Origin of the sequence: Nocardia miyunensis NBRC 108239, assembly GCF_001613065.1 — a bacterium.
Classification (GTDB): Bacteria; Actinomycetota; Actinomycetes; order Mycobacteriales; family Mycobacteriaceae; genus Nocardia; species Nocardia miyunensis.
Genome location: NZ_BDBQ01000001.1, coordinates 106,059 through 129,509 on the forward strand (window position 1 = coordinate 106,059; position 23,451 = coordinate 129,509).

General features: G+C 65.3%; 18 protein-coding genes and 1 pseudogene. 10 read left to right on the plus strand and 9 right to left on the minus strand.

The annotated features are described in order from the left end of the window. The 4 genes from NM2_RS00480 to NM2_RS00495 all read left to right on the plus strand — a co-directional run bounded on the left by NM2_RS00480 (position 1) and on the right by NM2_RS00495 (position 4,247). The gene (locus tag NM2_RS00480) at positions 1-1,287 is read left to right on the plus strand and encodes an NAD(P)/FAD-dependent oxidoreductase (RefSeq protein ID WP_084530334.1); all 1,287 of its coding nucleotides are present in this window, start codon (positions 1-3) and stop codon (positions 1,285-1,287) included. A gap of 2 nt (positions 1,288-1,289) precedes the next feature. Beyond that, a complete protein-coding gene (locus NM2_RS00485) occupies positions 1,290-2,393 on the plus strand; it encodes an NAD(P)-dependent alcohol dehydrogenase (RefSeq protein WP_067662234.1) in 1,104 nt (367 codons plus the stop codon). A gap of 25 nt (positions 2,394-2,418) precedes the next feature. Beyond that, complete coding sequence (locus tag NM2_RS00490) at positions 2,419-3,858, plus strand: aldehyde dehydrogenase (RefSeq protein WP_174575587.1); 1,440 nt, start codon at positions 2,419-2,421, stop codon at positions 3,856-3,858. A gap of 131 nt (positions 3,859-3,989) precedes the next feature. Beyond that, positions 3,990-4,247, plus strand: coding sequence for a hypothetical protein (locus NM2_RS00495; RefSeq protein WP_067662240.1), 258 nt, complete (start codon positions 3,990-3,992; stop codon positions 4,245-4,247). Between the two features lie 47 nt (positions 4,248-4,294). Here NM2_RS00495 and NM2_RS00500 read toward each other — a convergent pair. Beyond that, a pseudogene (locus tag NM2_RS00500) lies at positions 4,295-6,595 on the minus strand (ATP-binding protein); the annotation flags it as partial. A gap of 719 nt (positions 6,596-7,314) precedes the next feature. Here NM2_RS00500 and NM2_RS00505 point away from each other — a divergent pair. Together NM2_RS00505 and NM2_RS00510 are read left to right on the plus strand one after the other, a co-directional pair. After that, entirely contained in the window at positions 7,315-8,658 is a 1,344-nt protein-coding gene (locus NM2_RS00505) for an MFS transporter (protein WP_067662243.1), read from the plus strand. A 242-nt stretch (positions 8,659-8,900) separates the two neighbouring features. After that, positions 8,901-9,602: a DUF8020 domain-containing protein gene (locus NM2_RS00510; protein WP_067662246.1), complete on the plus strand. Its 702-nt coding sequence runs from the start codon at positions 8,901-8,903 to the stop codon at positions 9,600-9,602. Between the two features lie 83 nt (positions 9,603-9,685). Here the strand turns inward: NM2_RS00510 and NM2_RS00515 are convergent, their stop codons facing one another. Genes NM2_RS00515 through NM2_RS00525 form a run of 3 tightly spaced genes read right to left on the minus strand, consistent with a single transcriptional unit; the run spans position 9,686 to position 12,367 of the window. Next, positions 9,686-10,732 carry an acyl-CoA dehydrogenase family protein gene (locus NM2_RS00515; RefSeq protein ID WP_067662249.1) on the minus strand — a complete coding sequence of 349 codons (1,047 nt, stop codon included), beginning with the start codon at positions 10,730-10,732 and terminating at the stop codon, positions 9,686-9,688. Then, positions 10,732-11,886 (minus strand): acyl-CoA dehydrogenase family protein, encoded by a 1,155-nt coding sequence (locus NM2_RS00520; protein ID WP_067662252.1) that lies wholly within the window; start codon positions 11,884-11,886, stop codon positions 10,732-10,734. The genes NM2_RS00515 and NM2_RS00520 overlap by 1 nt, the downstream gene beginning before the upstream one ends. Before the next feature lie 49 nt (positions 11,887-11,935). Beyond that, positions 11,936-12,367, minus strand: a complete 432-nt coding sequence (locus tag NM2_RS00525; protein WP_067662255.1) for an SRPBCC family protein — start codon at positions 12,365-12,367, stop codon at positions 11,936-11,938. Positions 12,368-12,596: 229 nt separating this feature from the next. Here NM2_RS00525 and NM2_RS00530 point away from each other — a divergent pair, with 229 nt between their 5' ends. Then, positions 12,597-13,346: an SDR family NAD(P)-dependent oxidoreductase gene (locus NM2_RS00530; protein WP_067662258.1), complete on the plus strand. Its 750-nt coding sequence runs from the start codon at positions 12,597-12,599 to the stop codon at positions 13,344-13,346. Between the two features lie 23 nt (positions 13,347-13,369). Here the strand turns inward: NM2_RS00530 and NM2_RS00535 are convergent, their stop codons facing one another. Beyond that, complete coding sequence (locus tag NM2_RS00535; RefSeq protein WP_067662261.1) at positions 13,370-14,599, minus strand: IS110 family RNA-guided transposase; 1,230 nt, start codon at positions 14,597-14,599, stop codon at positions 13,370-13,372. A gap of 93 nt (positions 14,600-14,692) precedes the next feature. After that, on the minus strand, positions 14,693-16,123 hold the full coding sequence (ltrA, locus tag NM2_RS00540) for a group II intron reverse transcriptase/maturase (protein WP_067662264.1): 1,431 nt from the start codon (positions 16,121-16,123) through the stop codon (positions 14,693-14,695). 1,003 nt (positions 16,124-17,126) lie between these two features. On the opposite strand from ltrA, the gene NM2_RS00545 reads away from it, so the two are divergent. Beyond that, positions 17,127-17,915 (plus strand): amidohydrolase family protein, encoded by a 789-nt coding sequence (locus NM2_RS00545; RefSeq protein WP_067662267.1) that lies wholly within the window; start codon positions 17,127-17,129, stop codon positions 17,913-17,915. Between the two features lie 154 nt (positions 17,916-18,069). On the opposite strand, the gene NM2_RS00550 is transcribed toward NM2_RS00545, so the two are convergent. The 3 genes from NM2_RS00550 to NM2_RS00560 form a co-directional block, all read right to left on the minus strand. After that, on the minus strand, positions 18,070-18,270 hold the full coding sequence (locus NM2_RS00550; protein ID WP_067662270.1) for a ferredoxin: 201 nt from the start codon (positions 18,268-18,270) through the stop codon (positions 18,070-18,072). Between the two features lie 5 nt (positions 18,271-18,275). Then, the gene (locus NM2_RS00555; RefSeq protein ID WP_067662273.1) at positions 18,276-19,496 is read right to left on the minus strand and encodes a cytochrome P450; all 1,221 of its coding nucleotides are present in this window, start codon (positions 19,494-19,496) and stop codon (positions 18,276-18,278) included. A gap of 67 nt (positions 19,497-19,563) precedes the next feature. After that, a complete protein-coding gene (locus NM2_RS00560; protein WP_067662275.1) occupies positions 19,564-21,054 on the minus strand; it encodes an aldehyde dehydrogenase family protein in 1,491 nt (496 codons plus the stop codon). Between the two features lie 225 nt (positions 21,055-21,279). Between NM2_RS00560 and NM2_RS00565 the strand changes: the two genes are divergently transcribed. Continuing rightward, a complete protein-coding gene (locus NM2_RS00565; RefSeq protein WP_067662278.1) occupies positions 21,280-22,422 on the plus strand; it encodes an amidohydrolase family protein in 1,143 nt (380 codons plus the stop codon). A 31-nt stretch (positions 22,423-22,453) separates the two neighbouring features. Further along, positions 22,454-23,413: a PDR/VanB family oxidoreductase gene (locus NM2_RS00570; RefSeq protein WP_067662281.1), complete on the plus strand. Its 960-nt coding sequence runs from the start codon at positions 22,454-22,456 to the stop codon at positions 23,411-23,413. Positions 23,414-23,451 lie beyond the last annotated feature (38 nt).

Below are 23,451 nucleotides of genomic sequence, written 5' to 3' on the forward strand. Positions count from 1 at the left end.
GTGAACACGATTGATCCGACACCCACCGTGGTGATCGTCGGTGCGGGACAGGCCGGTGCGACACTCGCCGGCCTGCTCCGGCAGGAGAAGTTCACCGGCCGGGTCGTCCTGGCCGGGGCCGAATCCGTGCCGCCCTACCAACGGCCACCACTGTCGAAGAAGTACGACGGCGACGACTACGTCCAGTGGCTGCGACCCGAATCCTTCTACGCCGACAACGATATCGAGCTTCGCCTGGACGATCCCGTTGTTCGCGTCGATCGCGCTGCCCGCACGGCGACGACTCGATCCGGGGTCACTCTCACCTACGACACGCTCGTCCTGGCGACCGGCGCCAGTCCTCGCGCGCTGCCGATCCCGGGAGCCGATCTGTCCGGGGTACTGGCCCTGCGCACGCTCGGCGATGCCGAAGAGCTGCGGACCGCTGTTCTGGCCGGATCGCGCCTGGCTATCGTCGGTGCGGGCTATGTCGGGCTGGAGGTCGCGGCCGCCGCGCGAGCTCGCGGCTGCGATGTCACCGTGATCGAACGCGAGGAGCGGGTCCTGGCCCGAGTGGCCAGCCCGGAACTGTCACGCATTCTCACCGACAGCCATCGCGCCCGCGGCACCCGGATCCTCATCGGGGCCGCCGTCGAGGAGCTCCTCGGCCGCGACGGCCGAGTGTGCGGCATCCGGCTCGGCGACGGTCGCGAAATTGACTGCGACACAGTAATTGTCGGAATCGGTGCGATACCCGAGGACGGGCTCGCCCGGTCCGCGGGCTTGGAGTGCATGGCCGGGATCGTCGTCGACAACGCCGCCCGGACCAGTGACCCGCGCATCCTGGCCATCGGCGACGTCACCCACCGGATGCATGACGGACTGGGCACGCTCGTGCGATTGGAAAGCATTCCGAGCGCCACAGAGCAGGCCAAACAGGCGGCCGCCGTCATCACCGGCACGGCGATTCCCCCGCACGAGGTGCCGTGGTTCTGGTCGGACCAGTTCGACCTGAAGATGAAGATGGCGGGCGTTCTCGCCCCCGGAACCGAGGCGGTACTGCGCGGCGATCCCGGCACCGGCTCGTGCTCGGTGTTCCACCTGGACGCCGACGGCATCCCCCGCACCGTCGAAACTATAAACGCCGCAGCCGATTTCATGGCGGGCAAGAAATTCATCGGAAACCGGACGCCCTTGAACCGGACCGCGCTGGCCGACATCGGCACCCCGCTGCGCGAGGTCGCGCAAACCCCCGATCACACACCGATTGCCGCGGGCGCCAGCACGCGAACACCACGAAGGATCTGATCATGCAAGCACTCGCCGCGGTCGCCCGCGCCCCACAGAGCGAATTCTCGCTCGAGACCATCACCATCGACGGCCCGAAGACCGGTGAGGTCCTGGTGCGGGTGGAAGCCGTCGGAATCTGCCACACGGACCTGGCCGCGCGTGACGGCGCACTCCCTGTCAGCCTCCCCGCGGTATTCGGCCACGAAGGCTGCGGTGTGGTCGAAGCAGTGGGCGAGGGCGTCACCAAGGTCGCGCCGGGCGACCGAGTCGGCATCACGTTCGCCAGCTGCGGGACCTGTCCGGCCTGCCGTGGCGAATTCCCTTCCTACTGCCACAACTTCATGCATCTCAACTACGACGGCGAGCGCACCGACGGCACCGGTCCCCTGTCCGCGAACGGCGAGTCGATCACCGGACTGTTCTTCGGGCAGTCCTCCTTCGCCACCTACAGCCTGGCGCTGGAACGCAATGTCGTGAAGGTGCCCACCGACCTTCCGGCCGAGATCGTCGCGCCGATCGGCTGCGGAATCCAGACCGGCGCCGGCGCGGTCATGCGCTCGCTCGCCTGCCGCGCGGGCTCGTCGCTGCTGGTCGCCGGTGCGGGCTCGGTCGGCTTGGCGGCGGTCATGGCGGCCGCGGTTCGCGAATGCGCGAACATCATCGTGGTCGAACCGCACGCGTCGCGACGGGCCCTGGCACTGGAACTCGGCGCCACGCATGCCGTCGACCCGGCCGCCGGACCGGTCGCCGAGCAGGTCCGCGCGATCGTCGCCGAGGGCGTCGACTACGCCATCGATACCTCGGGCATCCCGGCGGTCATCGAGGGCCTCGTGCGGTCGATGACCTTCCACGCCAAACTGGGCCTCATCGGCGTACCCGCGAATCCCGAAGCGGCACTACCGCTTACGGTCATCGAAGCACTGGTTCTGGGCATCACCGTCGTCGGCATCATCGAGGGCGACAGCGTCCCCGACGAGTTCATCCCCGAACTGATCGAGTTGTTCCGGGCCGGACGGTTCCCCATCGACAAGCTGGTGACGACCTTCCCCTTCACCAAGATCAACGACGCCATCGCGGCACAGCACCGAGGCGAGGTCCTCAAACCGGTCCTCGTCCACGACTGAACCACCCCATGCAGAAAGCACGATCATGACCATCGATTACACCGATCTCTATCTCGGCGGACGCTGGGCCGCACCGGCCACCACCTCGATCATCCCGGTGATCTCGCCGAGCACCGAAGAACGCATCGGCTCCGCGCCCGAGGGCAGCGAAGCCGATGTCGACGCCGCGGTCGCCGCAGCCAGAACAGCTTTCGACGATCCGGTCGGATGGGCGCACTGGGACGGCAAACGCCGCGCGGAAGTGCTCGAACGATTCGCCGAACAACTACAGGAGCGTGGCGAGGAGACCGCGATCCGGGTCAGCAGTCAGAACGGGATGCCGATCAGCCTCGCGCGGCAGTTCGAAAGCGGTTTTCCCGCAATGCTTCTGCAGTACTACGGCACGATGGTCGCCGAGCAGGCCGACGACATCCGTCCCGGGATGCTGGGCGGCTCCACGATGGTGACTCGTTCGCCGATCGGCGTGGTCGGCGCGATCGTGCCGTGGAACGTGCCGCAAGCAATCACCTTCCTCAAGATCGCTCCGGCGCTGGCGGCCGGTTGCACCGTCGTGCTCAAACCGGCCCCCGAAACCGTCCTCGACGCATTCCTCATGGCAGAGGCCGCGCATGCGGCCGGTATGCCGCCCGGCGTGCTCAATGTGGTGCCCGGCAGCCGCGCACTCGGCGCCTACCTCGTGAGCCATCCGGGCGTGGACAAGGTCTCATTCACCGGATCTACCGCGGCAGGACGATCGATCGCACGCACCTGCGGCGAACTGCTGCGGCCCGTGACCCTGGAACTGGGTGGCAAGTCCGCCGCCATCGTGCTCGACGACGCGAACCTCGCCGACGACATCGAATCCTTCTTCAGCGCAACGATGTTGAACAACGGCCAGATCTGCTGGTTGTGCACCCGCGTACTGGCCCCGGCCGCGCGCTACGACGAAATCGTCGACACCGTAACGGATCTCGTCAAGACAATCACCGTCGGCGACCCCCTGTCCGACGACACCCGGATGGGCCCGCTGGTCTCGGCCCGCCAACGCGATCGGGTCGAAGGCTATATCGCCGTCGGACGCGAGGACGGCGGCCGCGTCACCGTGGGCGGGGGTCGGGCCGGCGACCGCGGGTGGTTCGTCGAACCGACGGTCTTCGCCGACGTGCGCCCTGATCACACCATTGCCCAGGAGGAGATCTTCGGCCCCGTACTGTCGGTGATCCCCTATGCCGACGAGGCCGAAGCGGTGGCCATCGCCAACAGTTCCGACTACGGGCTCGGCGGCACTGTGTGGACAGCGGACCCCGAGCGAGGCGCTGCCTTCGCCCGCCGTATCGCCTCGGGCACGGTGGGAATCAACGGCTATGTCAACGATCCGACCGCCCCGTTCGGCGGAATCAAGCACAGCGGCATGGGCCGCGAGCTGGGCCCGGAGGGCCTGTCGGCATACCAGGACATCAAGAGCATCTATCTCGACGTGCGCTGACCGTGGATGCCCGGCGACCGATTCCGGTCGCCGGGCTATTGCCGACCATTTGGTCTGACTGTATTATGATTGGACCAAATAGGTGATGGACTGTCGTCACCCTTCACCTCCACGACGAAAGCCCTGGTTCCATGCCCATCGCCCCAGCCACGTATTCGCAACCGCGGCTCGCTCAGCGCATCCGCCTGTACCGCCAGACGCGCGATCTGTCCCGGCGAACCCGCCAGGCGCCGCCGCCGTACACCTACAGCGAAACCGACGAGATGATCCGCCTCGCGGAGATATGGCTGCCGTTCGGCGAACCCCCAGCCGAAGAGATCTTCACCCGCTTCGGCATCACCAGACAGGCATTCCGAGCGAGACTCGAACAGGCACTCACCGTGCCATGAGAGTCGGTTCACCTCGAGAGATGTTCGCTGGGATGGTCGGGCATTACTCAGGAACGCTCATCTTGTGCGTGGTCGACGACCCACGCCGCGATCTGGGCACGTGAGGTGAACCCGAGCTTGGTGAGAATGTGTTCCACGTGGCCATGCACGGTTCGTTCGGATATCACGAGCTGATTGGCGATGGCCTTGTTGGTCAGGCCCTGGGAAATCAGGTTGGCGACCTGCCACTCACGTTTGGTCAGGCTCGTCGTGCTACCAGCGATCGGCGCCGAGGGCGGGGCGTTCTCGCCGAGGGCGTAGGCGACGGCTTGCTCGAACCTCAGGGCTCCACCCTTGCGGAGGGCGGCGTCGAATGCTCGCTTACCGAGCGCCTGGCGGGTCTGCCGCTCGCAGTCTTCGTGGTGGGCAAGCAGGTTATGGAACAGTACCGAGGAACTTCCCACCGACCGGGCCAGGGCTTCGGCGGCTCCCAGCAGAATGGCAGCGCGTTGCGCGTTGTCCTGATTGGCCGCGACCCACGCCATTGCCTCCAGGGTCACGGCGGCAAGTATCGGTTCGTCCAGCACCCTGGTCAGCCGCAGGCACTGTTCCAGTAACCGAACCGCTCGGCTGCGGTCGCCCTGCTGCCAGACCGCCACCCCCATGGCCCACAACGAGTACGACCGAAAGACCGATTCCCCGTGGGCTTCGGTGATGTCGAGCACCTGTTGATGAGAGGTGACGGCTCGCTGGGTGTCTCCCCGCAATTCGTATGCCAGCCCCAGCATCATCAGAATCCACACCCGGTCTGTTAGGACACGGCGGCCGCCGAACACCACGAGGGCTTCCTCCAAGCGGGTACAGGCGAGGGGAATATCGCCGCTGTAGAGGGCCAGGAGTCCTTCCGCATGGGCGACGCGGGCGTGGATCAGGGGGTCCGTCGTCTGCTCTGCCACAGCCCGTGCCTCTTCGACCCGCGCTGCCGCGAATTCGATCACTCCTTGCACTTCAGCCAGCATGCTGTCGGCGTACAGGGCTTCCACTCGTGCTGCGGTCGGCTGCCCGGACGCGTGGGCCAGTGCACTGTCGAGCCAGTGCCGTCCCTCACTGAGCATGCCGCGCGAGAGCCAGAACTGGAACAAGGCAGAAGTGATCCGCAACCCGGCAGTTATGTCATCGCCAGACCCATGCAGGCAGAACTTTATCGCTTCATGCAGGTTCGGTTGTTCCCGCTCGAGGCGCGCGATCCACTCCCGCTGCCGGGGGCCGACCCACTCGGCCTCCACCCGCAACACCAACCGCTGGTACCAGTCCCGATGCCGGCGACGGAGTACCGGATGTTCACCGGATTGCTCGGACTTCTCCCGACCGTAGTCGCGCAGTGTGTCCAGCATGCGGAATCGCACCGCTGGGCCTGCGTTCTCACGGATCAGGATCGACTTGTCGACCAGTGAGGTCAACGAATCGAGCAACTCTTGCGGAGCCAGATCCGCGGTGCAGATGTCCTCTGCCGCGTCCAGTTCGAAACTGCCTGCGAACACCGCCACCCGGGCCCATACCTGCTGTTCCCGTGGTGTGCACAGGTCGTAGCTCCAGTCGATGGACAGTCGGAGCGTCTGCTGGCGTGTCGGTGCCAGGCGGGTGCCCGAGGTAAGCAATGTGTACCGGTCGGTGAGGCGCTCGAGGATCTGCTCGGGCGACATCGCCCGTAACCGTGCCGCCGCCAACTCGATCGCCAGCGGCAGGCCGTCGAGCTGTCGGCAGATCCGGGCCACCGTGACACGGTTGTCCTCGGTGAGCTCGAACCCCGGCACTGCGGCGGCGGCACGCTGCGCGAACAATGTCACGGCGTCGTATCGGGGTAGCCCACGTAGGGTCGGTGGGTGATCCAGGTCGGGGATGCTCAGCGGCGGCACACGCAACACCGCTTCCCCCTCGATAGTGAGGGATTCGCGACTAGTGGTCAGGATCCGCAAGTCCGGGCAACGGCGGAGCAGCATCTGAGCCAGTGCCGCGGCCGCATCCACGATTTGCTCGCAGTTGTCCAGTACGAGCAGCAACTGCCGCGGGGCGAGAAAGTCCGCCACCACGTCGTCGAGTCGGCACGCAGCCCAATCTCGGATCCCGAGGGCAGCGGCAACCGTGTCCACAATCAGCGACCCGTCCTGTAGCTTGCCCAGCTCGACCCACCACACCCCGTCGGCGAATCCCTTCCGGACATCGGTAGCGACCTGCAGGGCGAAACGCGTCTTGCCGACTCCACCGATACCGGTCAGTGTCACAAGACGGGAGACCGACAGCAGGTTCCGCGCCTCGGTCAGCTCGCTTCGGCGACCGACGAAACTCGTGAGCGCGAGCGGTAGGTTTCCCGGAGAAGTACAGCGATAGACAACACCGAAACCTCCGCGTCCGATCTCCTGGCCGTCCTCGAACCCGGCCGCACTCGACTCCGCCGCGACCGTCTGGGGCACGCGCCGAGTGTCGGACGGATCACCTCCGGACATGTGAGTGATCAGGCTTCGTCGCCCCATCGGGGTCGAGAACAGGGCCCGAACAGTCTGCTTGTCGCGGACGCAACATGCCGCTCACCTCAGAAAATTGCTTCGACGTCCCACATACTAGACGCGAACCGACCGGCCTGTTCTTGCAAAGACGAGTTCCGAACCGCAGAGCCCAGTGCGGCATTGCGTACGCCAGGCGCCCGCGCCGATTCAGTGAATTCGTTGAGCATGCAGCCCGATGCAATGAGCCCGACCACCGCACCGGCCCGCCCGTACACGGCACCGCCTTATACATTTTTTGTATTTGGATGTTGCTTTCTGTATAGACTCACGCCATCGTAGACGTGTTGGGCAGATCACACCCTTGACTGCCGCGCCGTGGTCGCACACCCCGCCGCCTGAGAGCTCGCTACCGCGGCACTCGAACGAAATCCATACCGGGAGAAGCCCGTTCGATCGAACGGCCGAAGCGCCACACAGTTCATGCAGTGAGAGGAACGAATCTTGACCACATCTGGGCTCGAATTTATGATCATTCCATATGACCATTTATCTAGTAGTGTCCGCGGACCTGCCGGGGAGATGGTATGACGACCCCGACCGCAGCCGCTGTCCCCCACGAGGAATCGCAACCGCCGCGAACGAATCCCCGGCGCGCGGCCACCGCGGCCTTTCTCGGCACCGTCATCGAGTTCTACGACCTGGTCATCTACGGCACAGCGGCAGCACTCGTATTCGGCCGGGTGTTCTTCCGTGATGTGAGCCCGCACGTCGCCCTCATCATGTCCTTCACGACCTTCGCCAGCGGCTATCTGGTGCGACCGATCGGCGGACTCGTCTTCGGGTACATCGGTGACCGATTCGGTCGTCGTCAGGCACTGATGTTGACCATCGCCATGATGGGCGGCGCCACGGTATTGATCGGCGTGCTACCGACCTACGCGACGGCCGGCGCACTCGCGCCGATTCTGCTGGTCGTCCTGCGCCTGTTGCAGGGAATCGCGGTCGGTGGCGAGCAGGGCGGAGCCGTCCTGATCGCCGTCGAGCACGCACCGGCGAACAAACGCGGTTTCTACGGAAGCTTCTCCACCGCCGGCGCGCAAGGCGGAACCGTCATCGCCACGGCGATTTTCGCACTTGTCACGCTGCTACCGGACAATGCGTTCAATACCTGGGGCTGGCGGATTCCGTTCCTGCTCAGCGCTGCCATCGTCGCGGTCGGAATGATGGTGCGATACGGACTCGAGGAAACTCCCGACTTCAAGAAAGCACAGGAGACCGATGAGCGACCACGCAATCCGATTCGCGCGGCCCTGATCGAGCAGCCCTTGACGATCATCGGCATCGTGCTCGTGATGAGCGGCGTATTCGCCTGCTGGTATCTGCTGACCGTATACAGCCTCAGTTACGCGGTCGAACACGTCGACATCCCGCGAACCACGATGCTGTGGATGGTCACGGTCGCCACCCTGCTGGTCGTGGTGATGAATCCGGTCTGGGGAGCCGTGTCCGACCGCATCGGCCGGACCAAACTGGTCATCGGCGGACTGCTCATCGACGGAGTGCTGCTGTTCGCGTATTTCGCGGTCTTGCCCACCGGCAACCGGGCGCTCATCTTCGTGCTCATGCTGGCCAACACGGGATGTGGTCACGCGATGGTCAACGGTGTCGTTCCGGCATTCGTGGCCGAAAGCTTCCCCGCCGAAGTGCGTTACACCGCAGGCTCTCTCGGTTTCCAGCTCGCCGGAGTGCTCGGCGGATTCGCCCCGCTCGTCGCCGTCACGCTGCAGAACTCGAGGGCCGGACTGATGTCGATCCCCGCCCTGTGCCTGCTGTTCTGCGTGCTGGGTGCGATCAGCGCTCACACCCTGCGCCGACAGTTTCGATCGAAGCCCGGCAGCGACCTCGATCCGGCACCGACCTTCGGATGAACGGGTCTCGATGACACACCGATCCGATTCGGATCTCGATGGCATCGAAAATGAGCTTCGCAATCATCCATGAGGCGAAACGGCCGTCCGGGACGAGTGGTCCGTTCCAACGGCATTGATATCTACACCCGGACAAATCGACCGCGGACTATTTTCCGCACAGGGTCGTCTATTCGGTGTGCGCTCTGCACAAATTCCCGCACGAGCAGAACTGCGGGTCGCGAAAAATCAGATGAGGGAAAATGAAGAGCATGAAGATCGCGGCTACGTCCGCATTGCTGGCCACAGCGCTCAGCAGCACAGCCACATCCGCCGGCGCGGCTCCCGGCACTAGTGACGGCGTGGTGAACTTCAAGTCCACCACCAGCGGCAAATCCACCGTCATATCCACCGACGCGGGGTCGATGACCACCGAGAACGGCGTATTCAAGATCAAGGCCCCGAACGGAACCGACGTCGCGGGCACCCAATTGTCCTTCCGCGTCGACGACTTCGCCTTTCCGATCACCGCCCACATCGAGGACCGGACCGCGACCCTCACCCCGCAGTTCGACCTCGCGCACGCCTCCTACCGGCCGGTCGCCCTGCCCTTCGACAACACCGCCCCCTGGAAAACACCGTACGACCGTGAACAGGCCGCCTGGAACCGGATGAGCAGCACCATCATCACCGGAGCCTCGATCGGAACCCTCGTCGGCGGTGTCGGCGGCGGCGCGATCGGATGCCTGCTCGGCGGCATCGCCGGCGCGACCGTCGCCGCCGCCACCATCATCGGCATGTTCGGCCCGTTCATCCCCGCCGCCGCCATCGGCTGCCTCGGCGGCATCGTCGCCATCGGCGCGCTGGGCACTCTGGCCGGACAGCTCCTGGTCACCGCACCCATCGCGATCATGGCCGCCGTGCAATACTTCACCACCATCAATTCGCCACTCCCGGCGAAATAACCCAGCCCAGCGGAATCATCTGCACGGCAACGGTTTCGGCCGGGTGGTCCGTTCGGACCACCCGGCCGGGACCGGTGGGTCGATCAGCCCGCCGACGGCCCCGTCGTCGTGGCAAGACTCCAGGCGCCGTCCGGCCCTGCCTCTACGACCGCATCGGTAAGCAACTTGTCCCATCGGCCGGTCGATCCGAATTCGGACCGCCAGGCCAGAACCGGGTTCGTATACAGATGGAGATCATGCTCGAAGGTGGTACCGATCGCCCCGTGGATCTGGTGGGCATTTCGAACCACCGTCGAGGACGCATGACCCGCACACGACTTGGCTACCGCCACGGCGAACGACGCACGGGCATCACCCCAGCCCGACCGCGCGACGTGCGCGACGGCCGCGTCGGCGGCCGCCCGTGCGAGAGCGGCCTCGGCGGCGATCGCACTGACAAGTCGTTGCACCGCTTGGAATTTCGCCAGCGACCGGCCGAACTGCACGCGGCTCGCCACATGACCGAGGCACAGCTCGACAACCCGGTCCATGGCGCCACAAGTCTGGAGCACCCGCCCCAGCGCCCCACGGAGAGTGAAGATCTCGGCCGTATCGGAGGGCACCTGCGACCAGGTCACCGCACCGACCTCGATCGTGACGGTGTCGCGCGGCTCATTCGCCAGATTCTGTCCCGGGGACACAACCAGGTGCTTCGCCGGAACGTCGGCGACCACCCAATCGGCTCCATCGTGTCGAAGCGCGACCACGAAATCGGCGTTTCGCGCCCACCCCACCGAGGGCGAGAAGCCCGAATCATCGGTCAGGCAAGCGGTCCGCAGGCCCGGTGTCATCGGCAGACCAGCGGTTTCCAGGAGCCAACCAGCGAGCAGATCGTGCTCGGCAACCGGGATCGCGACGGCAGCGGACGCGGCAGAGCCCAGCAGCGCCGATGCCGCATGCCAGTCGGCGCCGCTGCCGCCGTGCGACTCCGCGCCGGTCAGTCGCGCCAGCCCCAGTTCCTCGAGGACCTTCCAGAGATCCCGATCGAGCTCGACGCAACCGCCGGGAGCCGTATGCACGTCGCGATGCGCGGTGAAGACCGAGTCGAACAACGCGACGAGTTCGGGGTCGATCAGTGGAGTCGAATTCATCAGCGTAGTCCTAGTTCCCGTGCCACGACACCCTCGAGGACCTCGGTCGTACCACCCCGCAATGTGAAGCCGGGCCGCTGCAGGATGGCCAGGTCGACCAGTTCCCGGTATCGCCGGCCTCGGCTGGTTTCCGCACCACGGTCCAGCGACAGATCAGCACATTCGGCGATATCGCCCTCGGTCGCCGTCCCCAGCAGCTTGACCACGGCAGCCGCGCTGTCCGCGCGTTCGCCACGCTGTAGTGCTCCGGCCACCGCGGCGGACATGTGATGCAGGCCGGTGATGCGAGCCATCAACCGGCCGATGTCGTCGCCGAACCGGCAACCCGCACCCGCCTGCTCCGCTCCCGCGGCCAGCAGTGCGAAGGTGGACAGGAATCGCTCGGGGCCGCTACGTTCGAAGGCCAGTTCGGAGGTCACCTGGCGCCAGCCGTCGCCGATATTGCCCAGCACCATCGTGTCCGCGACGAACACCGCGTCCATCACCACCTCGTTGAAATGGTGATTGCCCGTCATGGAGATGATCGGGCGGATGTCGATTCCGTCCGATCGCAGGTCGACTATGAACTGGCTCAGGCCCGCATGACGAGCCGCCGCATCCTTCGGCGAGGTCCTCGCGAGGGCGAAGAACGCGTCGGCGCGATGGGCGCCGGATGTCCAGACCTTGGTTCCGGTCAGCCGCCATCCGCCCGCTACCCGAACGGCCTTCGTGCGCACACTGGCCAGGTCGGATCCGGAATCGGGTTCACTCATCCCGATCCCGAAGTAGCACTCACCGCTCGCGATGGCGGGCAGGTAACGATGCTTCTGTTCCTCGGTGCCGAATCGCATCAACGACGGCGCGATCTGACGATCCGCGATCCAGTGGGCCGCGACCGGAGCCCCGGCGGCGAGAAGTTCCTCCGTGACCACGAACCGTTCGACGTGCGAACGTCCGTGCCCGCCGTATTCGACGGGTATCGTCATGCCGATCCATCCGCGCGCCGCCAGACTGCGGGAGAACTGGGGATCCCAGTCGGTGAGCCAGGTGTCCACTCCGGGGGTGAAAGACCCCGAATCCAGGCACTCCCGCAGGAAGGCGCGAACCTCGCGCCGGAGGGAGTCGTATCGGTCTGCATCATCGAACACCCTGGGTAGCAACCCATTCGGATTCACATCGATCTCCTTCGGATGCCGCGCTCGTCACTGATCAGGTAGCTTCGGGTCACTCCCCGGCGGGCTGCAGGACTTCTCCGATCCGCTGCAGGCCGCCCTGATACATGCCGCCGACCGCTTGTTTCAGTTCCGATCCCTCGGACTCGCTGTCGGCTCGGAACCGCGCGGTCCACACGACCTCGCAGCCGCCGTCGGCCGCGGCGGACACGGCGAAGCGTGAACTGAAGTCCTTCAGCACCAGCGGTCCATCGATGTAGTCGTAGACGTAGTAGTACCGCTCGTCGTTGTGCTCGGTGATGCGCTCGCGCGCTTGTCCCGCGCCCCCCGCCAACTCCGCATACCGGATATCGCCTTCCATCCAGGACTTCTGCACGGCCGGCAGCCACGCACTGATCTCCCCCGGGGCACCGCACAACTGCCACACCTGCGCCGCGGTGTGCGGATAACGTGCGGTCTCGTTGATCGCGACTTCCACGCTCATTGTCTTCTCCTTCATTGCGCTGCAACCGATTCGGCTGTTCGTCCTCGCCGCCCCGCGTCGCGCGACTGCCCGCGGTCACTGGGACTGGTGCTTACCGTTCACGACGTTTAACATGCCAAATATAATCATATTATGTCTGGTTCGACAAGGGTCGGAGCGCAACCCCGGAGCCGCATCTCCGATCACGCGAGAGCCAGCCGTCCACGCGTCAGAGCGAGAGGATCGATTGATGGACCTGCGACTCGACGGCAAGGTCGCGATAGTCACCGGCGCAAGCCGAGGACTCGGGACCTCCGCTGCGGAAGCGTTGCTCACCGAGGGCGCTTCGGTGCTGCTCGCCGCCCGGTCTCGTGAGCCCCTGGAAGCGTTGCATGCCAGATTTCCGCGACAGACCGCGGTGCACCCTTGCGATATGCGCGATATGGACGCGGTGGCAGCACTCGCGCAAGCGGCGGTCGAGGCCTTCGGCCGTCTCGACATCGTCGTCAACAACGCCGGGATCGCCCCCGCCGGACGATTCGACGAACAGCCGCAACAGGTTTGGGACGAGGTCTTCGACGTCAACGTCCGCGCTCCGGCGGTCCTGACCCGCGCCGCCGCCCCGCACCTGCTGGCGCAGGGCTCGGGCAAGATCATCAACATCGCCAGCACGTCCGGCATCAAGGGCAAGCCGACCCTGGTGGCCTACTCGTCGTCCAAAGGCGCGGTACTCCAGTTCACGAAGGCGCTCGCCGGTGAATGGGCCAAGAAGGGCATCCAGGTCAACGCCATCGCACCGGGCGCTTTCGCCACCGACGCCCAGAGCGCGGTGACCGATTCCCCGGACATACTGGCCAGACGGCTGCGGAAGATCCCCGCCGGCCGGATGGGCGCGCCGGACGAGTTCGGGCCGATGGTCGCCTACCTGGCCTCGCCGCTGTCCGATTTCGTCACCGGTTCCGTCGTCGTCATGGACGGCGGCGAGGTCAGCCGGCTCTGAAAGACATCTCATGCAGTTAAAAGTCAAGCCGCGAGGGCGATGGGAGGTTGAAACGCTCGATGTTCGTCGTAGAGGTTGCGGGTGCGCAGGCAGTGGTGAAGCTGGCCGAGGAATTTGTTGAACAAGTGTCGCTGGGCTTGGCGGTTCCAGTCGCCGGCGGCGCGGCGGGCGTCGAAGTGGCGGCGGGCGCCCGGGGATGCGGTGAGCGAGGCCAGGGTCCAGATCGGGCCGACCGCGGCCAGGCGCTTGTTTTTGATATGCCGGTGCAGCACAACGGTTTTCTTACCGCTGGCGCGGGTGACGGGCGCGGATCCGGCGTAGGCCTTGAGGCCGCGCGGATCGGTGAATCGGTCGGGGTCGTCGCCGATCTCGGCCAGCACCCGGGCACCGGTCAGCTGCCCCAGGCCGGGGAAGCTGGTGATGATCTTGGCGTCCGGGTGCCGGTCAAAATGGGCGGTCGCCGCCTCGGCGAGCTCGTCGACCGCGCGGCAGGCGGCGTCGAACTGGCCCAGCAGCGTGGTGAGCTGGATGCCCATCGCGTTCTCGACCATCGGCAGCTGCCGCAGCTGGGTGGTTGCGAAAACCGCCAGCAGACGGTCCACGTCTGTATCGATGTTGCGTTGACGCCCGGCCTTGACCAGCAGTTTCCTCAGCTTTGCACGGGTCAGTCCCGCCGCGGCAGCAGGGGTGGGCGCCGCGGTGAGTACGCCCCTGGCCTCGGCGCGTGCCAGCCCACCGGGCCGCAGGCCGGCGAAGGCGTCCAGCGCGGCCGGGTAGAAGTCTTCGAGCAGCGAACGGACCTGGTTGCCGACCTGCTGACGCGACCACACTGCGTCCTGCTGAGCGCGAGCCAGCACTCGGATCGCTTGTGCCAGTTCGGTATCGGCGGGCATCGGCCGGTGTGCTGCTATGTCGGTGCGCAGTATGTCGGCGAGCATGACTGCGTCCATAGCGTCGGATTTGGCTCCCGAGACCTGGTGGCGGGAACGGTAGCGCGACGCCGAGAGCGGGTTGATCGGGTAGATCGGCCGGTTGGTGGCGCGCAACGCGGCCAGCAGCAGCCCGTGGTCGGTTTCGATCGCGACCGGGATCGGTTCGGCGGGTGTGTCACCGGCCTCGGCCAGCATGGTCAGCAACTCGGCGAATCCGCGTGCATCGTTGCCGATCCTGGTGCGTGCCACGACCTTGCCGCCCTCGTCGACGATCGCGATGTCGTGGTGGGGTCGGCACGAAGCGCGGTTCCGGGCTTTCACCCGGCCCGTTTCTTCGCACCGCCCTCCCGAACCGGACGTGCGAGTTGGCCCCGCATCCGGCTCTCCACAAGTCCCGCTGGGGTTTTCGAATCGTCAGCTGGCCAGCGGCCAGGGCAAAGGTATCGTCGATCCTCGGGGTCGGTAACGGGTTGTCGTCACCGCCCCGGGGTTGAACAACGTAATGTCCCCGTCCTTGGGCCACCATGCGCCGTCGCAGTAGCGGCGGCGCAGGTCCTTCCATCCGGTGCGGGGGTGTTTGCGCCGCAGCCATCCGAAGATCTGACGCCATACGATCATGCGCAGATAGTGGAAGGCCCTGGCCGACACCCCGGGCCGGAAGTAAGTGGTCCAGCCGCGCAGCACACTGTTGAGCTTGTGCAGCAGGACTGCCAGCGGCAAGCTGACGTTGATCCGGCAGATCGCCTTGGTTTTGGCCTTGATCGACCGCAGGGCCTTCTTGGCCGGATAGTTGTAGACGAAATGCCGGTTGGTGCCTCGTTTGCGGTGTCGCTGGATGCGCCACCCCAGAAAGTCGAAGCCCTCGTCGATATGGGTGATCAACGTCTTCTCCATCGACAGCCGCAAGCCGACGGTGGACAAGACTTCCGCCACTTCCGGAAGCAGCGCCTCGGCATGCGCGCGAGTGCCCGACACCAAAATCACGAAGTCATCCGCGTATCGATGAATCCGATAGTTGGGCAACCCTTTCCGACGCCGGACCTCACGTTGCTTCGTCGTCGACCGCAACCCGCCAGCGGCTCCGGCGATATGCTCGTCGAGAACCGACAACGCGAGGTTGGCCAACAACGGCGACAGAATCCCACCCTGCGGGGTGCCCCTGACGCTGTCCCTGGCGAAGCCGTCCGGGGCGAGGATACCCGCCTTCAGGAACGCCTTCACCAGCGCGAGCACCCGCCTGTCTGCGATCCGAAGCCGCACCCGGTCCATGAGCGCCGGATGCGAGATCTCGTCGAAACACGCCTCGATGTCTCCCTCAAGCACCCATTCATAAGTCTTGGATGCCAGGAACACGGTCTCGGCGATGGCGTCGTGTGCTCGCCGGTTGGGCCGGAATCCGTAGGAACACGGCTGAAAGTCCGCCTCCCAGACCGGTTCCAGCACCAGCTTCAGCGACGCTTGCACCACGCGGTCGGCCACGGTCGGCATCCCCAATCGGCGCCGCTTGCGCGACCCCGGCTTCGGGATCAGTCGTTCCTTGACCGGCAGTGGACGGAAACTGCGGTCACGCAACTGGTCCCGCAGCTCAGCGAGGAAGTTCTCCACGCCGATCCGTTCCCGCACGAAACCGACGGTCATACCGTCGATTCCGGACGAGCGTGCGCCCTTGTTCCCCGCAACCCGCTCCCATGCGATCAGCAGAAACGCGGGATCGGTGACGAGGTTGAACAGATCATCGAACCGACGATCAGGATCGTCGTTCGCCCAACGGTGCAGCTTGGTCTGGATCTCCAGTACCCGCCGCTCGGCCCGCAACAGGACGATCGACGGCTCACTCGTATTCACCAGTGCTCTCCCGGCATTCCAGTCCTTCCACCACAGACTTGCTGGCTCCCTTCGCCATGTGACCGGCTTTCCCGGCCTCGGACTACTACGAAGCCTCCGCCCCGCCCGACACCCTCAGCAGACGACGCGCCTGCCCTGCCACCACGCTGGCCGCGCGGAGACGAGGGCGGTGCCGGACGGTTCCCACGTTCATCACGTACTCGATCGACGAGTGAGGCATCCAGCTCTACCCCTGCGGCATCGCCACGGTTACGCCGCAGACCTTCACCGTGGCCTCCTGACCGGTTGTCACATCGTGGCCAGAAGTTCCCCGCCACCAACAGGCGACGGTTACGCACCGCGCCCAGCCCATATCCACCAGATTTGAGCTGGTGGGCCGTTAAGGGGCGTCAGACACTGATTTCTCGCGTATACCTTCTCGTCTGGCTAACCGAACCCGCATCGTCTGGCAGTGCCGACACGTCCCGGCGTTGTCGGGGCTGCTCCCGCCCTCCCCGGCGTCTCCCGGATCAGGCTGCCCCCAGCTTCAACCAGCCGCTGCGACGGCCAGCAGGTGCAGGTCTCTCACCCCCACTCGAATACGGACGCCTCGTGGCGCACGTGGGCTTCGGCCCAGTCGATTCCGCAGTAGAAGTTCAAACCCTCACCGTTCCTTCATGTTTCATGCCGTGCGCGAGCCGGGTCGAAGTCACGCGGCACCCTAATCACAGGACTCGATGGTCCGACATCTCATCAGCCGTCCGTGACTCCAGCACACCGCAGGACCTCAAGCTGTCGAAGAGCTCGAAGGCTCGGGAAGACCATCGGGAGGTCGATCCTGCGGCGGGCTCGAGCAACGCAAGCCCACCACCACACAACCGGATTCCGTCAGGCGCGCCGTTCTTTCAGAAGACGTCGAACGCCGGGAACAACTCGGGCATCACCCGACGGCCATCCGCGAGGAACAAGTGCGACGGCCCTTCGGGCCAGTCACCCCATCCCTACTACTTGATTAGGAACAACTGTGATCATTGACGCGCATACACACATGTGGCCCGACTCGGTTGCCCGCAAAGCCCTCGCCGGGTCGGTGCCCGACCTCGAGCGGCGGGGCGACGGGACCCGGGACGGGCTGAAGAAGTCGATGGCCGATGCGGGGATCGATCGTTCGGTCTGTCTGGCGGTCGCCAACAACGGTGGCGCCGTGGAGAAGGCGAACCAGTTCTCGGCCTCGCTCGATCCGGATTACTTCGTCGGTTTCGGCTCGATTCACCCCGACCTGACCCCCGAGGAGAATCTCGCCGGTCTGCGGCGCCACGGACTGAAGGGGGTGAAGATCCATCCGTTCTTCCAGCACTACGCGCTGGACGACGCGCGGCTCACTCCGGTGTTCGACGCGATGCAGGGTGAGTTCGCTGTGGTCATCCACGTCGGCTCGATCAGCACAACGGACTCCGCCGGCATCTGCAGCCCGACCATGCTCGCGGATCTGGTGCGCAACTTCCCGCGGCTCGATGTCATCGCGTGCCACTTCGGCGGCTATCGGCAGTTCCGTGCCGCGGCCGAGACCGTCATCGGCCTTCCGGTGTACGTGGATACGTCGTGGCCGCCCAGTCTCGCCGAACTCGATCCGGGCGAGGTCCGCAAGGTGATCCAGAAGCACGGGCCCGATCGCGTCGTGTTCGCCTCCGACTGGCCCATGGCGGACCAGGCCCGCGAGATCCGGGCCGTGCGCGAACTCGGGCTGCCCGATGCGGACGTCGATCAGATTCTCGGGCTGAATATCGCACGCCTGCTGGGCATTTCGAGCTGATCTCCGATACATTCCCCGGCTCGGCGAGCATGAACGCTCGCCGAGCCGAGGTCGTTCGAGCGGAGCTGTTACCGCAGACGCCGATTGCGGCCGCACATCATCGTGCGGCCGCAATCGGTCTCATCGTCCGGCACCGCGGCCGACCAGCCCGCGGTCAGTCCTCACTCAGGACGATCGCGCCTTCCGGGCAGCTGAAGGCCCCCAGCCGCGCCGACTCCTCGTGTCCCGGCAGCACCTCGCGTTCGATGTCGCGGTTCGCCGAATAGCCCTCTTCATCGGGCTCGTACACATCATCGGCTACCGAATAGCATCGGCCGTGCCCGGTGCACAGCGCACCATCGATCCTCAGCTTCATGATGATCAGCCTTTCGCTACTGCATCGCCGAAAGTGATCTCCAGCGATGTCGTCGTTCGAAGTTGCCCCGTTTCCGTCTTCGCCGAAGTTCCCTCGGTGATATGGAAATTCGGGATGCGGCGCAGAAACTCCTCGAGCGTCACCTGAAGTTCGAGCCGGGCGAGATGGGATCCGAGGCACCGGTGCGGTCCCATGCCGAAGGCCGAATGCACCACGCCTTTCCGGTGGATGTTCAACGTCGTGGGGTCATCCGTCGTTTCCGGATCACGCGACACCGCGGCATAATTCAGCGCGATCCAGTCGCCCTTCCGAAGTTCCAGATCGCCGAGGGTCGTATCCTGCGTGACGTAGCGCGCCGGCGCCACGACGGGCGCGAACAGGCGAACGAATTCCTCGACCGCCTGCGGAATCAGCGCGGGGTCCCGGCACAGTTCGGCGCGCACGTCCGGATGCTGAGCGAGGTAGTTCACCGCCGCCGTCATCGCGTGTGTGGTCGTGGCGAGCCCGCCGAAGACGAGATCGAGCACGATCGCGACCTTGTCCGCCCAAGGAGCGGGGGTACCGTCTTCCTGTGCAACCCCCGCGTTGACGACGTCGACCACATCGCCGCGAGCCGGCTCGTCACCGCGCTTCGCCAGATACGCGTCGAGGTAGTCGTTCACCTTCTGGAAGTACTGGGGGCGTTCGGCCAGCGGACCGAAGGTGCCCTTGTCGATGCCCTCGAAGAGTTCGGGCAGGTCCGCCTCGGGAACTCCCATGACACACCGGAAGAACACCATGCCCGGAAGGTGCGCCGAGAAGTCGCGGACGAAGTCGCAGTCCTTCTTGCCTTCGAAGGTATCTATCAACTCGTTGGCGATCGTGCGGATCTCGTCCTCGAATTCGGCGACGGCCGTCGGGGAGAAGAACGGGTTGAGCACCTTCCGCCATTTGTCGTGGTACGGAGGATCCGACTCCTCCGGCAGGATGGTCGGCGTTCCCTCCGGCCGGTTCAGCGCGTACCCCTTGGCGGAGCTGAACGTCCGCCAGTCCTGCGCGGCCTTCTTCACATCCTTGTAGGTGTTGATGACCTTGTATCCGTGTCCGGTTCGGCTGTGCGCGACCGGACATTTGGCGGCCATCTCATCGAGCACCTCGTCGAAGCGTTCGTTGAATTCCGGGTCCTCGAAGTCGAAGTCGGTGAACATATCGCGTTTGAACGGTCGAACGGGCGGGTTGTCAGCCATCGGGACGATCTCCTTTTCTGTGGAACGGCAACTGCGGCCCGGATGAGGCCGGTCAGTTGGGTCGGCGCTATTCCGAGTACGCGCCGCTGAGCAGGATCTGCTTGATCTCGGTGAATTCGAAGATTCCTTCGGCGCCGCACTCGCGCCCCCAGCCGGACTGCTTGACTCCGCCGAAGGGCTCGGTCAGCGAACAACCGGCCAGGTTGAGCGCGACTCCACCGGAGCGAATGCGCCGCGCGATCTCGAGCGCGGCGTCGCGGTCGCCCGCGTAGACCGATGCGGCGAGGCCGAACTCGGTGTCGTTCGCGATCCGCACCGCGTCGTCGATGTCGTCATAGGCGATGACGACGATGACCGGCCCGAAGACCTCTTCCTGCGCGATCTCCATATCGCTGGTCACATCGCGCAACAGTGTCGGCTCGAAGTAGTAGCCGCGCGTAATCCCTTCCGGCCGTTTGCCACCGGCCGCGACCACCGCTCCTTGCTCGAGCGCCCTGGCGAGCATGCGCTCGGTGCGCTCGACAGCGCGCTTGTTGGCCAGGGGGCCCAGATCAGTGTCCGGATCGAAGGGATCGCCCACCTTGATCGCCTTGAACGCATCGGCGAGTTTGCCGACGACCTCGTCATATCGCTTGCGGGAGACCAGAATTCGGGTGAGTGCCACACACACCTGTCCGCAACCACCGATCGCGCCCGGCACCAGCGTCGCCAGCACCTCGTCGATGTCGACATCGTCGGCCAGGATCGCGGGCGACTTTCCGCCGAGCTCGAGTCCGGTGCGCGCCAGCCGATTCGAGGTCTCCCGCACGACCTCCTTCGCCACCGCGGTACCGCCGGTCATGTGCACCATGTCGATACCCGGATGGCCGACGAGGTACTTACTGGTCTCGAGTTCGGCGGCAAGGCCGCTGATGACGCCCGCCGGGAAACCGGCTGCCGCGGCGGCGTCCATGATCAGCCGCGAGGTCAGTTGGGACTCCGGCGCGAACTTGACCACGACGGTACACCCGGCGAGCAGCGCGGGGATGACCTTCATGCCCATCAGCGGGACCGGACCGTTGTAGGTCAGAATCGCGAGCACCGTTCCGATCGGCTGGTGCTGGACCAGCACTTCACTGGTGGCATTGGCCCGTGTCTGCTCCCACTCGAGGCCGGGTGCGATCTCGATGGCGTGACCCCAGATCGCCCGTCCGGCACCGGAGTTGATCATCTCGCTGTGCGCTCGCGTGTACCCGGACTCGAACATCCAGGCGCGGTTCAGCGCGTCCAGCCGGGATTCGAGCTCATCGGCGAACACGCGACAGATCTTCGCCCGCTGATCGGCGGTCATACGCGGCCACGGGCCGTCGTCGAACGCCGCCCGGGCGGCGTTCACAGCGGCGTCGGCGTCAGCCACGCCGGGCGAAGGCACCGTGGCCACGACCTGCTCGTTCGAGGGCATCACGACGTCGATGGTTCCGGTGCCGGCGGACGCGACCCACTCCCCCGCGATGAACACCTGCTGAAGTGCGGGGACGTCGACATCGAGCTTGTCCGCGGGCGCTGCGGTAGTTGACATATTGACCTCTCGAATTCGTTCTCCGTGTCACCACACTGTGACGGAGGCAACACTTTAATGAGGTATAACATAGTCATATTTTCAGCACAAGACAAGAGTCCGTAGGCAGCCGCGCAATCCGACCAGACGCACACGGCACCCGAGTCTCGACATCACCCAGATTCGACTGTAATGTGCATAACATACACATGTTTTACGCAACGTCGCCGAAGCAAGGAAACCTCCATGACCACCGCATATGCCGCCGAACGGACCGATGATCAGAGGACGAAACTCGCGATCATCGACTCCGATGTCCATCCGTATATGGAGAAGGGGCTGGCGACCCTGGTGCCCTACATGAGCAAGGCCTGGCAGCAGCGCCTGGGCATCGGGCTATCCGACGATTGGGCAGCGGGGTACGCGACATCGCAGTTCCACCTCCCGCTCGACTATCTCTACATCAACTCCTCCGGCGGCATGCGCGGCGACACCGCCCGTCCCGGAATGGCTCCGGCCACCGATCCCGCCTTCACCGCCGCACAGCTGCTCGACGGCCGCGGGATCGACCGGGCGATCCTGCTGTCGGGACACCTGCTGGGCCTCGGAGCCATGCCCGACCCGCAGGTGGCGGCCACCATCGCCGCCGCTTACAACGACTGGATGTGTGAGCGCTGGCTGCAGTTCGACCAGCGGTATCGGGGCGGTCTGGTCATCGCGCCACAGGATCCCGAGCTCGCGGTGAAGGAGATCGACAGGGTGGCCGACCGCCCCGGGATCGTCGAGATCTTCATGCCCCTGCACGACATCCTGATGGGCGAGAAGCACTACTACCCGATCTACGAAGCCGCGCAACGTCACGGGCTGCCCATCTGCGTCCATCCCAGCGGAACCGAGAATGTCTACGCTCGCGCACCCCGCATGGCCGGCACTCCGACCTACTACATCGAGTGGCACGCGCTGCTCGGTCAGATTCATCAAGCGAACACGGCAAGTCTGTTGTGCCACGGGGTATTCGAGCGATTCCCGGAGTTGAAGATCGTCATCGCCGAGGGGGGTATCGCCTGGATCGCGGAACTGACCTGGAAGCTCGACGCGGACTGGCACGGATTGCGCGACGAGATCCCCTGGGTCAAGCGCCATCCGAGCGACTATCTCAACAGCAATATGCGGTTCACGACGCAGCCGTTCGTCGAACCGCCCAAGCGCGAGCACCTGACCGCGCTGATGGACATGATCAATGCCGAGCAGGTGCTGATGTTCAGCTCGGACTACCCGCACTGGAACTACAACGATCCGGTCAACGCCCTGGCCGGGCTCCCGGAGGACCTCCAGCGCCGGATCAAGGTCGACACCCCGCGGGAGCTCTACGGTGACCGCATCAATTGAGCGAACCCCCTCGACGATGAGGAACCTGACGATGACAGCGAGCGATCCGGAAGTCGACCTCGACCTGGTGGTGAGCAACCGGCGGATGCTGACAGCCGACATAGTCGCGTTGGAGCTGACCTCCGAAACGGGTGCCGCACTGCCGTTCTGGGCGCCCGGAGCGCATGTGGAAATGAAACTCGGCAACGGATTGGCCAGGCAGTACTCGCTGTGCGGAGATCCCGCCGACCGCCATTGCTGGACCGTCGCGGTGCTGCGCGAGCCGAACAGCAGGGGAGGTTCGGACTACATCCACGACAAGCTCGACACCGGCGCCACCGTCGCCTGCCGCGGACCGCGCAACAATTTCCCGCTCGAGCCCGCCGGTGCGTACAAATTCGTCGCCGGCGGTATCGGCATCACACCGATGCTGCCCATGATCGCCGCGGCGGAAGCGTCGGAGGTCCCGTGGACTCTCCTGTACGGGGGGCGTTCACTCGACTCGATGGCCTTTCGTGACGAACTGGCCCGCTACGGCGACAAGGTGCGGATGCACCCGCAGGACACCGGCGGACTGCTCGATCTGGCCGCCGAGCTGGCGGTTCCCGAGCCCGATGTCGCCGTCTACTGCTGCGGCCCCGAGCCGCTGCTCGCCGCGATCGAGGGACACTGCGAAACCTATTGGCCGACAGGAGCTTTGCACGTCGAGCGGTTTCGGGCCGACCTTCCGGACCTGAGCGGCGCGCGGGCGATCGAAGTGGAACTCGCCCAGTCCGGCATCACCGTCATTGTGCCCGCGGACAAGAGCATCCTGGACGCCTTACTGGAGGCGGGCATCGATGTCGACGCGTCATGTGAGGAGGGCACCTGCGGGACCTGCGAGGTAGTGGTGCTCGAAGGCACTCCGGAACACCACGACGTGGTGTTGACCGAGAGTGAGCGCGCCGGCGGTGACTGCATGATGGTGTGCGTCTCCCGCGCGCAAGGCAGCTGCCTGAAGTTGGACCTGTGAATTTCATTCCAGAGTGCGCAACGCGTTCCGAATGCATC

Bases quoted from the DNA above. Each gene is read 5' to 3' on its own strand.
- NM2_RS00530 (WP_067662258.1), top strand. From the start codon at position 12,597: ATGGACCTGCGACTCGACGGCAAGGTCGCGATAGTCACCGGCGCAAGC.
- NM2_RS00485 (WP_067662234.1), top strand. From the start codon at position 1,290: ATGCAAGCACTCGCCGCGGTCGCCCGCGCCCCACAGAGCGAATTCTCG.
- NM2_RS00510 (WP_067662246.1), top strand. From the start codon at position 8,901: ATGAAGAGCATGAAGATCGCGGCTACGTCCGCATTGCTGGCCACAGCG.
- NM2_RS00525 (WP_067662255.1), bottom strand. From the start codon at position 12,367: ATGAGCGTGGAAGTCGCGATCAACGAGACCGCACGTTATCCGCACACC.
- NM2_RS00505 (WP_067662243.1), top strand. From the start codon at position 7,315: ATGACGACCCCGACCGCAGCCGCTGTCCCCCACGAGGAATCGCAACCG.
- NM2_RS00550 (WP_067662270.1), bottom strand. From the start codon at position 18,270: ATGAAGCTGAGGATCGATGGTGCGCTGTGCACCGGGCACGGCCGATGC.
- NM2_RS00560 (WP_067662275.1), bottom strand. From the start codon at position 21,054: ATGTCAACTACCGCAGCGCCCGCGGACAAGCTCGATGTCGACGTCCCC.
- NM2_RS00495 (WP_067662240.1), top strand. From the start codon at position 3,990: ATGCCCATCGCCCCAGCCACGTATTCGCAACCGCGGCTCGCTCAGCGC.
- NM2_RS00565 (WP_067662278.1), top strand. From the start codon at position 21,280: ATGACCACCGCATATGCCGCCGAACGGACCGATGATCAGAGGACGAAA.
- NM2_RS00490 (WP_174575587.1), top strand. From the start codon at position 2,419: ATGACCATCGATTACACCGATCTCTATCTCGGCGGACGCTGGGCCGCA.
- NM2_RS00515 (WP_067662249.1), bottom strand. From the start codon at position 10,732: ATGAATTCGACTCCACTGATCGACCCCGAACTCGTCGCGTTGTTCGAC.
- NM2_RS00555 (WP_067662273.1), bottom strand. From the start codon at position 19,496: ATGGCTGACAACCCGCCCGTTCGACCGTTCAAACGCGATATGTTCACC.
- NM2_RS00570 (WP_067662281.1), top strand. From the start codon at position 22,454: ATGACAGCGAGCGATCCGGAAGTCGACCTCGACCTGGTGGTGAGCAAC.